The following is a 12,384-nucleotide window of genomic DNA, read 5'->3' as shown; positions in this document are numbered from 1 at the left end:
CACTGAAATACAAAACTATTGAAGAGTTTAATAATCAAAACAAAATTTATCAAAATGTAGCTTAACTTATACTGGAATTTTTATTTGCATATCCAGTTATCCTCTTTTAACATTACGTAGTGTGAATCGTAAACCTGTTGCTCTAAAGTCTTAAGATAAACATTAAGCGTTCTAGCTTCCTGGGAGTTACCCAGTGCCTTATGCGCTTTACCATCCCATTTCTGCGGTTCGATATACCTTTTAGCGGCAATGTCCGCTGCCTTGCCATCTATCGTGATTCGCAAGTAGATTGGAGCGGTTCCGTTGGTTCTGATTTTATTCTTTTTTATAAAGAATAACAGGTTGAATGTTTTGTTCATTGTGTGGTAACTTTAATTGTTTAATAATTTAGTTTTTGTTACCACTTTTTGCAAGATGTACAATCGTTAGACTGCCTATTGGTCAGGTTTCCCTGAGTTTTTTGTGACCTATTTTCCAATTTTCACGATGGATCACTAAAAAGGTCATATAAATCGTGACCTATTTTGATTTTTTTTGACTTTAGCGTAAAAACAAAAAACGCTGTAAACATCAATGTTTACAGCGTTTTAGCTTATTTTGGTTCCCCAACTGGCGGAGAGAGAGGGATTCGAACCCCCGGACCTGTTACAGTCAATAGTTTTCAAGACTATCGCAATCGACCACTCTGCCATCTCTCCCTAGAACTCAGATAGTATCTTTGTTTTCAGTGGTGCAAATATATAATGTTTTTCAATTCTAACAAAATTTTATTTACATAAAAATTAAGTTTAATTATTAATTCGTTAAAAATCAGTTTAATTAATTTGATCTTCAATTTGTTTTAAACTAAACTTTCCACTTTCATTCCCAAAATTACTGCTCCAAAACCTAAAATTAAACTTAAGAAAATATAAAGAAATAGGGTAAGATAATCATGATTTTGCCACATAGAATAGTTTTCAACTGAAAATGTTGAAAAAGTTGTAAAACCACCGCAAAAACCTGTTACTAAAAGATATTTAAGTGAATTATCAATTTTTATAAAATAGGAAGTAAGAAAACCTATAAAAAGACAGCCCAAGATATTAACGGTGAAGGTTCCCATGGGAAATGAATTAATTGTCCAGAGTTTCTGCGTATAAAAGGACACTAAATAGCGTGCTACACTACCTACTCCACCACCAAGAAAGATGAAAATAATATTTCTCATAATAACAAAGAAACGCACCTCACGAGGTGCGTTATATATTTTTAGTAGATGAATTAATGCAACTCTGCTAGATATTTTTCAGCATCCATTGCTGCCATACAACCGCTACCTGCAGCAGTAATAGCCTGTCTGTAAATATGATCCTGAACATCACCAGCTGCAAAAACCCCTGGAAGATTAGTTCTTGTAGAGCCTTTTTCAGTAGCAATATAGCCATTTTCGTCCAAATCAATTTGACCAACGAAAATATCTGTATTTGGCTTGTGACCAATGGCGATAAAAATTCCGTGAACATCTATTGTAGATGTTTCCTGAGTTTGATTGTTGACTACAACTGCTCTTTCGACCAAATTATTTTCACCTTCAATTCCTATTAACTCGTGGTGAAATTTCACTTCAATATTCGGTGTATTTTCAACCCTGTGAATCATTGCTTTTGAAGCTCTAAACTCTCCTTTTCTTACCAACATAGTCACTTTATTGACCAATTTTGCAAGATACGTTGCCTCTTCTGCTGCGGTATCGCCGGCTCCCACGACCACCACATCTTTTCCTCTGTAGAAAAAACCGTCGCAGGTTGCGCAAGCAGAAACTCCACCTCCATTGTATTTTTTTTCGTCGTCTAAACCTAAATATTTTGCAGTGGCACCAGTAGAAATAATCACGGTTTTTGCGAAAATCTCTTTGTTTCCAGCATATAATTTATGTATACCGCCAACTTCATTAGAAAATTCGGCTTTTGTGATCATTTCATAAAGAACTTTTGTATCAAACCTTTCGGCTTGTTTTTGCAAATCCATCATCATCTCGGGGCCGGTAATTCCTGCAGGATACCCAGGGAAATTATCAACTTCAGTTGTTGTTGTTAATTGTCCTCCTGGTTCTAAACCTGTATATAAATAAGGTTTGAGGTCTGCTCTTGCTGCGTAAATTGCTGCTGTAAAACCAGAAGGTCCCGATCCTACTATTACACAGTCTAAAATATTTTGCTCCATAATTTATTTATCAATTTCAAGAATGCTAATTTCGGAATTTTTAATGTTTTATTAAAAGAAAATTAATGATAGTTGTCAATATTTAATATCTTAAAATTCGATGAGCTGATTTTCATCTTTTATATTTTTAAAAACTTCCTTAATTCAGTATTGATATTATTTTCATATAAATTAAAAATTTGAAATCCTTCCTTTGCTGAAGTACCGTTTTTAAAGACAGAAAAAAGATTTTTTGTGCTAAATTTAGATAATATCATTTCACAAAAAACGGCAGATACTATGTACGGAATTGGAGTTTCTTTTTCAAAATATAGTCTTTCATAAATATCCAAATGTTTTAACACATCAAATTCCGGATTTTCTGTAAGAAATTTCTTCAATTTGTTTTTCTGCCATTGATAATCAAATTTACCACTTCCTCCAAAAAATGTAGCAATTCCTTCATCAAAATAGGGATCTATTTTGGGGAAAAGTTTTGAAGTATATAAATGAACGATTTCATGAGTGTAATATTCTGAATTATTTCCGGAAATAATAATGTTGTAATTTTCTGCAAATCCTCCAGATTGATCAAGATACATCATCGGATGATAATCAAAACCTTTTAAATTGAAAACCTCTTCTGGGGAAACTGTTGAATAATAAAATATTGGAAATTTTTCAGTTTCAAAAAATTCTGAGAGCAGCTTAATGTCTGTCTTTTGCTTTTCAACTTCTTGAATATTATAATTTTTCAGCGGCGAAATATAGTAAGTTATGTTATCTACTTTCTTTATTTGCCAATCTTTAGCTGCGTAATCGATATATTTACTGAAGAAAATTTTGTTGTCTTTTTTCACGGCAATTATATTGTAGATTGCCTTAATCAGATTTGACTTTGTTTCTATATTGTAGCCAATATATGCTACCTTAATTATTCTTTTATCTGTTTCGTCGGTAGGGATAATTTCCAATAATGAAGGCTGATAAAAGTTTACTCCCAATCTGCCGCTTTCAATCCCAATAATCTCGTAATATGGTTCTTTGAACCTTTTAAAATCAGATTCTAGCCAGAATTTGGAATCTTGGGTGCCTAAAAAATAACCTAACGTTTCAATAACCTGAACATTAAAAGCATCATTTTGATCAACAACCGGCGAGATAGACTTTATTTTAAATTGCGAATATGAAAGATGAAACAATAAAACTAAAATGATTGCATATATATTTCTCATTTTAAAGTTAAAATAATACTCGTTAATATCTGAAAATTTCTTATTTAATACGGTATGGCTCTAAATGAAAATTTTAAATTATTTTCGGCGAAGAAAAATTGTAGCTCAAAAATCAAACTTTCATTTTTATTTTATCAACATTTATAATCTTGTATACCAGCTCTTTAATCAATTCTGCATCACTCATATTGACAGCGCCCAATCCTTTTCCTTTCATATCAAATTCTCTCAGAATTGAAAGCACTCTTGTGGAATGTTTCAAAGGATATAATCTCGCTGCTTCTGCATAATCTTTCAAAAAATAAGGATTAATGCTCATTTGCGAGGCAATTACTTGCGGAGATTGCCCCATCATCGTATTGTAAATAATGACGTTTGAGAAATAATTATACAAGCTCGAAAGCAACATCACAAAAGGATTGTTTTTAGGGTTTTTGCCCATAAAATAAGCAATCTTAAAAGCAGCATTTGCATTTTTCGTCCCTAAAGCCTTCTGAAGTTCAAAAACATTGAACTCTTTACTGATCCCAATGTGATTTTCTACAATCGTACCGTCTAAAACCTGACCTTCTTTCAAGATTATTTTCAGCTTACCCAACTCATTTGAAATTCTTGATAAGTCATTGCCAAGATATTCTGCCAAAAGATGAGAAATATTTGGAGCCGTTTTTATGTGCATCCTGTTGCACTCGTCTGCAATCCATTTGGGAAGATTATGATCTTTAAATGGTTCGCTCAGAAAAAGCGCTTTAATTTTCGCTAAAGTTTTCGTTACTTTTTTTCGACTGTCTAATTTCTTGTGTTTGTGGGCAAAAACCAAAACCGTCGACGGGACAGGATTTTCTACATAGGCATCTAAAGCCTTGCTTTCCTCATCATTAAATTTCAAGTCTTGCGCTTCTTTTACAATAATCACTTGCTTATCGCCCATCATCGGGAATTGTCTTGCCAAAGAAAGAATTTCCTGATAGGTGGTGTCTTTTCCGTAGGTCACAGTTTGGTTGAAGGCTTTTTCGTCTTCTTCCAAAAAGTCGTGTTCAAAGGCTTTTACAGCAACATCAATAAAGTAAGGTTCTTCTCCGTGGAAAAAATAAATCGGTAAAACTTCTTTATTTTTAATATTTTTGAGGATTAAATCTAATTCTTTCATCTTAATAAATGGAACTTCCCAAACTCAATTTTCAGGAAACTTTTGATTTTAAATTCAAGAAAGACAAAGATAAGTTTTTTATCTATGACTTGGTTCGTAAAACTTACCTTTTGCTTACTCCTGAAGAATGGGTACGGCAACATTGGATCCATTATTATCTCACTGTAAAATCATACTCTGTATCGGCTTTAATTACAGAAAAGAAGATCGTTATCAATGGTTTAACCAAAAGAATTGACCTCTTGGTAACAGAAAAAGCACAACCAAAAATTTTGATTGAATGCAAAGCTCCACAAATTAAATTAACAGAAAAAACCTTCGAACAGACGGCAAGATACAACTCTGTTATTGGCGCTTCTGCCATTGTTTTAACGAATGGTTTACAGCATATCAATGCGTATTATGAGAATGGAGAATATCAGTTTTACAAAGCAGAGTGATTTTTCTTTAAACAAAATAATCGTTTTTAGTTTTTATGGAACAATTTGTGTTTATGTTTAGCAAATTTACAGTTTGTTTTATTTACTTAACATCACAGTTATTGACATCAAAAAATTACAAAATATGTTCAAATCTATTTTCATCGCAGCAACTTTGCTTAGTTCAACAATAGTTTTCAGTCAAAATTTAAAGAAAGTTTCTTATAAGGATGGTTTGCAAAAACTCAACGGTTTAATAACATCAAACGCCGGAAAAAAACTGCCCGGAGTCCTCATCCTTCCTGCTTGGAAAGGAATAGATGATGAAGCAAAAACAGCCGCTGCAGATTTAGAAAAGCAAGGTTATGTTGCTTTCATTGCCGATATTTATGGTGAAGGCAACATACCTACGGACAATGCTTCTGCAGCAAAAACTGCGGGATTTTATAAACAAAATTACGAAGCTTACCAAAAAAGAATTTCTCTGGCGTTGGAAGAATTGAAGAAAAACGGTGCCATTCCAGAGAAAATTGCGGTCATCGGTTACTGCTTCGGAGGAACTGGAGCTTTGGAATCTGCAAGAGGAAAATTGCCTGTTGTGGGCGTAGTTTCTATTCACGGAAGTATCGGAAAAGATCAATCAAGACCGAATGAAGCTATTTCAACTAGAATTTTAGTAGAGAATCCTGCGGAAGATAAAAGTGTAACACCGGAAGATTACAACAATCTGATTAAAGAAATGAATGACGGAAAAGCAGATTGGCAAATCATCACATACGCTAACTCAAAACATACATTTACAGATCCAAAATCTGCAGATTACAATCCTTTAATGGCAAAAAGAGCCTGGAATCATACGCTGATTTTCTTGAAAGAAATTTTGAAATAAATTGACAATAACTTAAAATGCTTCGATGAAATTTATTGTAAATTTTATCGAAGCATTTTTTATTTTTACAAAAATATTATTTAGTTTTTAATTCAACTGTATAAGCTTTTGGTGAATATTTGGTAAGAGAACCAGTAGCAGCATCTATTCCGATACCAATAACTCCTCCAATTAAGATATTTACTAGAGAAACAGCATTAAAATTCTTTGTCAGTTTTACTTCATTGCTGATGAATCCCTCTTTTGCAAAAGTAACTGTTTGTTTGCCTAAAGATCTTGAAATTTCTGTAGTACAAGGCGTAGTACATTTTTCAACTCCCTTGTGAAATACTTTTGCACCTTCTGGTGTTGTGTTGAACGTTATTTTATCTTTAGTGCCTGTAATAATACTTGCGCAAGATGTTGTAGAAAGAGCAATGCTCATCGATAACAGAATCGTTAGTTTGTTTTTCATGGTTATTTTATAGTCTTAATAAATTAAGGCACGAACTTACAATAATTTTTCATTATATGATGAATAATCATCTCGAAATTTCAAGGTAATGTTTAGGAAATCTCATTGCAGTTAGAACACCACCAATACTCTATTTCTTTATCTTTCAACTTTATTTTTGATGTCTCTTTGCAGTTTTCACACACCTGTTCATCTTTGTCAGTTTGCTTCGCTTCGTAATCACAATCAAAACAACTCCACGTTGTCAGCTGGGTTTTTCCGCTTATAAACCAAGTAAAAGAATTCTCTTTACACTTTGGACAAATTTTTAATGCCATATTTAAATTATTTCTTGTTCTCTATTAACTAAATCCATAGAAAAAGCAGGAAGACAAATTGCAACATATTCACAAGATTCTGAGAACGGATTACTATAACGGATTCTTGCCCCTTTCTCTATTAAGATACTTTGTCCTTTTTCTAAAATCACAATTTCTCCATCAATTTCAAATTGCTTTTTCCCAGAAATAACGATTGTAAATTCATCAAATTCGGGAGTTTGATGAGGCTCGCTCCAATTTGGAGGTGCAATCATGTGAGCAATTGAAATATTAGAGTTTTGAGTAGAATTTCCCCAATGTTCCTCTATCAGTTTTCCGTCGTTTGTAGGAACCACAAATGGTGATTTCTGAATTTTATATTTTTTCATGATTTACGATTTTCTTTTCTTATTTCGTACACAAAATTGGTTCTCTTTGGTTCACCAAAATAAGCCACGTCTTCTTCAGCAATCTTTTGTCCGCCCAATCTTTCCAAAGCAATTTGTGAGCGGAAATTTTCCTTCCCAATGTGGAAATGAACCTTTTCTATAAATTGGAAAATATAATCCAACATCAAGTTTTTTATCTGTGGATTGATGCCTTTTCCCCATGAACTGGTGCCGTAGAAAGTATAACCAATGAAAATACTGTTTTTAGATTCATCAAAATCATAATAACGAGTGCTTCCTAGGATATTTCTGGTAGCTTTTTCCACAATTTTAAAAGCGCCTTCACTTTCTATCGCACCTTGAAAAAAGTTTTTAAAAACTTCTCTTTTGTATCGGTCTTTATTTGGATGCTGCTCCCAGACTTCAGGATTGGAAGCCACTTCATACAACAACTCAAAATCCCCTTTCTGCAAGGGGATTAATTGATATTTTTCATTTTCTAAAATGGGTTGAATAGAAAAATTCATCTTTATAAATCTTAGCTTTTTGTTTTTGCAGCGTCAGATTCTATTTTTTTAATTTCTTTCAATTTCTCAGCAATTTTAGTAACTGCGTCCGGTTTTGCAGGTTTTAAAGCCACTTCAGCCTGTGCCATATCCCATTTAATTACTAAGTTTCCTGAGTTTTCATCTGTAGGATTAATGGTGATTTCAAACCATTCCTGCTTGTCTGCCAATTTATTTACAGGAACAGTTACATCTACCACATCATTTTTAGCATCATAAGTGTAAGCGCCCCACTGCTGGAAATCTTTATTTAAAATCACTTTCCATTCTTTCTCTGTAGGTACGATGAACAAACCGTAAGTTCCTGCAGGAACCATTTTTCCTCCGAAATTAACCGCCTGACCAAACGTAACTTTTGTAGATGAATTGGCACCCGCTCTCCAAACCTGGCCATAAGGAACCAATTCTCCAAATATCTTTCTTCCTTTCACACCCGGTCTTCCGTAATCGATGCTGATTTTTGACATAGAAAACTGTTGCTCAACTTTCTGACGCGGACTGGCTGCCGGCACCGAATAATCTTGTGCAAAACTGAAAGCTGAAGCTGATATGCAAATTGCAAATAATAATTTTTTCACTTTTTTAAATTTTGCTAAAATTACGAAATCGATGTCAGAAATTGGTTTTTGAGTTTGATAAATTTTGTTAAAGTATGATTTTATTATCATAAAAAAACCTTGTAAAAAACGTACAAGGTTTATATTGGATTATTCTGGTCTCGCTTTCCAATTCAGCAATACTTTTGTGTAGAAAAACATAAACAGAAACCCGCAGATTAAGATAATGTAGCTCAATCCTAATCCTAGAGAATCCATGATTGTTTGGCAGTATCCATCAATATCTTTGCATGCTTCTTTCTGATGAATGGTAACGATTCCGAAGAGTAGAAGTACAAATAGTACAAAACCATTCAAGGAAATATTGACAAATAGAGATGTAATGAGTTTGTTGAATTTGTTCATCGCAAAAATCGGAACAGAAAGTATAAAAACTGAGATAATAAATACGAGATACGCTACAAAAAATTCTTCTTTTCCTGAAACAGAAACAGCGTACAAAACCACGATTAATGTTACCAGTAAAGTTAAAACTCCCGCAGAAATAATACTGAATAATAGCGATTTCAAACCTGTAATTCTAAAACTTAAAATAAATGTTGCCAAGAAAAATGCAATCCAAAGATAAATGTGAATATTTTGAGAAAAAAAGTCATACGATTTTACATCATCAACGCTAGTAAGAAAATCCTTCAGATTGTCTGTGTAGTAATAATAATCTGTTGTGTTTTTTTTAAAGTAATCTTCAGGAGAGATTTGTTTATTTATTTCAGGATTAAAATCTTTGATTAAAATACTATCGTTAACGATCTCGCCGTTTTTGTTAACAATTGCAGCATCTGCAACACTTACTGCAGAATCGGCTGCTAGTGCAACATTATCATAATCTTCAGAATTGTTAGGATCATATTCTTGTCCTAGCGATGGTTTGTATTTTTTTATAAAGTATCGTACATTGAAATTTGTGGGAGAATAAACCATCTTCATCCATTGCTTGGCATCCAGATTATTTTCAATGGCAAATTGATTGGATATTTTCAAGAATCTGGAAAGAAGTTGCTCAATTTCTGCGGGACTGTTTTTATCTAAAAGCTCGGCAGTTTTTCTGTTAATTTCGGCTTTTTTCTTTTTGAGCGAAATATTTTGAGAGTCTACACTGTTTTTTTCGTAATAGTTGATATTAGAATAGTCACTGATTCTGCTTTTGTCTTCATAAAACAATTCAGAAAAATTATAAAAACTAACACCTTCAAACTTTATTTGCTGAGAAACATCAACAACATTTTTTTTGAAGTAAAAAGTTTCAGACTTGTCTCCATCTTTCTCAGAGTAAATTACCTCCTTTTCTTCGGCTTTTTCTGGTTGCGGAATGATAAAATCTTTTCTGTAATCTTTCTGATATGATGTCTTTGAATACACAGAATAGTATTGATAAACACGATTATAAAAAACAAAATACTTCTTCGTACGGTCTACTTTTTTGATATCTGTTTCACAATACAGATCGAAAAAAGGTTGTGGTGAAAGGCGATTATCTAAAGTGTACAACTCTAAATTCTGACTTAAAAAAGCATTACCGCGATTGATGGTTTCGATGTTTGCTTTCATTTCTGTATCGGGATATTTACTGTTTATAAACATCTTAAAACCAATCATATAAGAAAAATAAAAAGTAGTACAAACGAAAATAATCACAAAATATTGAAAGAATTGCGAGAACAGTTTTCCTTTGGAATTGGGATAAAAGTTTTTGAAAGCATTATTTTTAAACATCATAATTAGCCAACCCACTATCATCAAGATGGAAATAATCAAATGAACTAAAATAATTCCGTCTCGGTAATAATCATCTGTTACATTCGTTGTTTGAAGGGATTTCGGGTTGATATAAGAAACATACCCGATAATAAAAAATAATAGATGAACGATAATTCCCGCCAAAAGCATCCAAACGATTTTGGTATTCCAGATTGTTGGGTATTTTTCGAGCAGAAATTGATTGAATTTATTTATTTTTTGCATTTTATTTTGAATTAAAGAAGATTAATTAACGAAAAATCTTCTCGTAGAAGATGAAATATTTCTGATGTACACCAAATCTGTTTTTGCCTGGCCCAAAGCTGCGATTACCTGATGAAATTCGGTTTCAGATGAGAAGTAAGCAACGTAAACACCACCGTTGAAATTCAGTTTTTCTAAAGTGAAATCTTTGAAGACATCAAGAAGATGTTCTCTAGATTCCGGAGTATCAATTTCGATAATCAAATTTGCATTTTCGGCGTTATTGAGTTGAGAATTGTCTTTGTATTGGCCGTTTTTCAGGAAAATAACTTTATCTGAAACTTTTTCTACTTCGTACAATTGTTGAGAACTCAAAATCAAAGCAATAGGATTGTTAACAGAGTTGGCAATTGATTTTAAATCCTCCAAAATAACCTGTTGCGCCAATACATCAAGATTTGCTAAAGGTTCATCTAAAAGTAAAATTTCAGGCTTTCTCAATAGTGTTCTGGCTAATTCAAAACGCATTTTGTAGCCTGATGAGAGTTCGTTCCATTTCAAATGTTTGTAATTCCAAAGACCGAGGCGGGCAATCATCATCAATGTTCGGGTTTCGTTTTCTTCGGGTTTTACACCGTAATTTGAAAGTACAAATTTTAAGTTATCTTTCAGATTTCCATACCATTTTTCGGTACGTTGCGGAATGTAAACCAGCTTTGTGCAAAGATCATATTCATCTTTAGGCTCAACGTTGAAAGAATAATTAAGATCGCCTTCATTAAAAGATATTTCTTTAGCTAAAATTCTCAACAACGTTGTTTTTCCGTTTCCATTCTCGCCTACCAAACCATAAATTTGTCCTTTATTGATCTCCATAGAAACTGGGCCAAGAGAAAATCTGTTACTGCCATAAGATTTCAGAATATTTCTTGCGCGGAGCACAGATTTTTCCACAATATGTTCTTGTACTGGGATTTTTTCAATTTTTTCAAGCAGAAACTTAGATTTTTCAATCAGTTCGTCGGTATAGGCAGGGTATTTTTCTTTCCAATCTGTGAGTTCAATTGCTTCCCTGTAGATTTCCATGTTTTGAGTATCCATAGCACAGTCTAGCAATTTTCTGAAACCCAGTACAGTATCTTTATTATCGAAGAAATGCTGAACTTCTTTCACACGTTGTTGATGTTTCGTCATTTGGTTATTTTTATTTCTGTTTCTAGATTTTAAAGATAAATATTTTATAGATTGATTTTTAAACTTTATCATAAAAAGGTAAAAAAAACTTCACATGAATTTGATTTAAAAGTTAAATTATGAGATTAAAATTTTACATTTGATATTTAAAATTTAAAAATGCTTAATAAATCATTAATTATTATTTTCCTTGTTGGCGAATTTCTATACTGTACAGCGCAGGAAAGCATTCCGTTCCGTCTTACGAAACATAACAATATCATTATCAAAACATTGGTGAATGAAAAAGACTCTTTGGATCTTATGTTTCAAATTGCAATGAAAGACGCTTCAATTTCTCCGGAAAGAAAAAGAAAAGCAGATCACATCATTTTTAAAGATGAAATAAGTGATGGAAATACAGTACAAATCGCTAATAAAAAATATGAAAATATAAGATTTTTCGACAATGAACTGACTGGGCATGAAGCCGATGGAAAAATCGGGACAGGTATATTTCACGGTAAAATTTTTAAGATTGATTATGATGATAACAAATTTGTTATTTACAATCATACTCCTGATTTGAAAAACTACCAACCTTTACAATTATTTGTAGAAAATGATCAGTTTTATATTGTTGCAGATAACGTAATTGACGGAAAACAGCATGAAGCTTACTTTCTTCTTCAATCAGGATATTCTGGTGGCTTGATGTACAGTAATGAATTTGCAGACGGAAAAGAACTGGATAAAAATCTTAAAATTACAAATGAAAAAACAATGAAAAACTCTGCGGGGCAAAGCGTAATAACGAAACAAGGCATCTTACCTTTTCTGAAAATAGGAAATATTGTTTTAAAGGATGTCGCCGCCGGATTTTTCACTGGTGATCTCAAAATGCAACATAAAAATTATTTTGCTGCAGACTTACTTAAAAGATTTAATTGGATTTTTGATGCAGACAGAAAGACTGTTTATATAAAGAAAAGTAAGCATTTTGACGAGCCGTATTTTAAGATTAAGTAATTTTTTTTGTATTAAAATAAAAATTCAAGACTTGGAATC

14 protein-coding genes and 1 tRNA gene are annotated in these 12,384 nt (G+C 32.7%); 3 read left to right on the top strand and 12 right to left on the bottom strand.

What is annotated here, in order from left to right:
• Positions 1–80 precede the first annotated feature (80 nt).
• The 6 genes from BW939_RS06045 to holA all read right to left on the bottom strand — a co-directional run bounded on the left by BW939_RS06045 (position 81) and on the right by holA (position 4,569).
• Positions 81–359: an Arm DNA-binding domain-containing protein gene (locus tag BW939_RS06045; protein ID WP_076450810.1), complete on the bottom strand. Its 279-nt coding sequence runs from the start codon at positions 357–359 to the stop codon at positions 81–83.
• 251 nt (positions 360–610) lie between these two features.
• Positions 611–698, bottom strand: a tRNA-Ser gene (locus tag BW939_RS06040).
• Positions 699–841: 143 nt separating this feature from the next.
• Entirely contained in the window at positions 842–1,210 is a 369-nt protein-coding gene (crcB, locus tag BW939_RS06035; RefSeq protein ID WP_076450808.1) for a fluoride efflux transporter CrcB, read from the bottom strand.
• A gap of 53 nt (positions 1,211–1,263) precedes the next feature.
• Positions 1,264–2,205 (bottom strand): thioredoxin-disulfide reductase, encoded by a 942-nt coding sequence (gene trxB, locus BW939_RS06030; protein ID WP_076450802.1) that lies wholly within the window; start codon positions 2,203–2,205, stop codon positions 1,264–1,266.
• Between the two features lie 119 nt (positions 2,206–2,324).
• The gene (locus tag BW939_RS06025; RefSeq protein ID WP_076450800.1) at positions 2,325–3,419 is read right to left on the bottom strand and encodes a hypothetical protein; all 1,095 of its coding nucleotides are present in this window, start codon (positions 3,417–3,419) and stop codon (positions 2,325–2,327) included.
• 112 nt (positions 3,420–3,531) lie between these two features.
• A complete protein-coding gene (gene holA, locus BW939_RS06020; protein WP_076450798.1) occupies positions 3,532–4,569 on the bottom strand; it encodes a DNA polymerase III subunit delta in 1,038 nt (345 codons plus the stop codon).
• Positions 4,570–4,577: 8 nt separating this feature from the next.
• On the opposite strand from holA, the gene BW939_RS06015 reads away from it, so the two are divergent.
• Positions 4,578–5,009, top strand: a complete 432-nt coding sequence (locus BW939_RS06015; RefSeq protein WP_076450797.1) for a type I restriction enzyme HsdR N-terminal domain-containing protein — start codon at positions 4,578–4,580, stop codon at positions 5,007–5,009.
• Positions 5,010–5,133: 124 nt separating this feature from the next.
• On the top strand, positions 5,134–5,877 hold the full coding sequence (locus BW939_RS06010; protein WP_084566609.1) for a dienelactone hydrolase family protein: 744 nt from the start codon (positions 5,134–5,136) through the stop codon (positions 5,875–5,877).
• A 76-nt stretch (positions 5,878–5,953) separates the two neighbouring features.
• On the opposite strand, the gene BW939_RS06005 is transcribed toward BW939_RS06010, so the two are convergent.
• From BW939_RS06005 to BW939_RS05975, 6 genes are all read right to left on the bottom strand, one after another.
• Entirely contained in the window at positions 5,954–6,331 is a 378-nt protein-coding gene (locus BW939_RS06005) for a PEGA domain-containing protein (protein WP_076450795.1), read from the bottom strand.
• Between the two features lie 319 nt (positions 6,332–6,650).
• The gene (locus BW939_RS05995; protein WP_076450792.1) at positions 6,651–7,019 is read right to left on the bottom strand and encodes a cupin domain-containing protein; all 369 of its coding nucleotides are present in this window, start codon (positions 7,017–7,019) and stop codon (positions 6,651–6,653) included.
• Entirely contained in the window at positions 7,016–7,546 is a 531-nt protein-coding gene (locus BW939_RS05990) for a GNAT family N-acetyltransferase (protein ID WP_076450790.1), read from the bottom strand. Before BW939_RS05990 ends, BW939_RS05995 begins: the two co-directional genes overlap by 4 nt.
• A gap of 11 nt (positions 7,547–7,557) precedes the next feature.
• Complete coding sequence (locus tag BW939_RS05985; protein WP_076450857.1) at positions 7,558–8,163, bottom strand: DUF2911 domain-containing protein; 606 nt, start codon at positions 8,161–8,163, stop codon at positions 7,558–7,560.
• A 129-nt stretch (positions 8,164–8,292) separates the two neighbouring features.
• Positions 8,293–10,164 (bottom strand): hypothetical protein, encoded by a 1,872-nt coding sequence (locus tag BW939_RS05980; RefSeq protein WP_076450787.1) that lies wholly within the window; start codon positions 10,162–10,164, stop codon positions 8,293–8,295.
• Between the two features lie 21 nt (positions 10,165–10,185).
• A complete protein-coding gene (locus BW939_RS05975) occupies positions 10,186–11,337 on the bottom strand; it encodes an ABC transporter ATP-binding protein (protein ID WP_076450855.1) in 1,152 nt (383 codons plus the stop codon).
• Between the two features lie 159 nt (positions 11,338–11,496).
• Here BW939_RS05975 and BW939_RS05970 point away from each other — a divergent pair, with 159 nt between their 5' ends.
• Positions 11,497–12,345, top strand: coding sequence for a hypothetical protein (locus BW939_RS05970; RefSeq protein ID WP_076450785.1), 849 nt, complete (start codon positions 11,497–11,499; stop codon positions 12,343–12,345).
• Positions 12,346–12,384 lie beyond the last annotated feature (39 nt).

Source organism: Chryseobacterium piscicola, assembly GCF_900156685.1.
Taxonomy (GTDB): domain Bacteria; phylum Bacteroidota; class Bacteroidia; order Flavobacteriales; family Weeksellaceae; genus Chryseobacterium; species Chryseobacterium piscicola.
The sequence above is the reverse complement of the archived record's forward strand: the minus strand, read 5'-3'. Positions and strand labels throughout refer to the sequence as shown.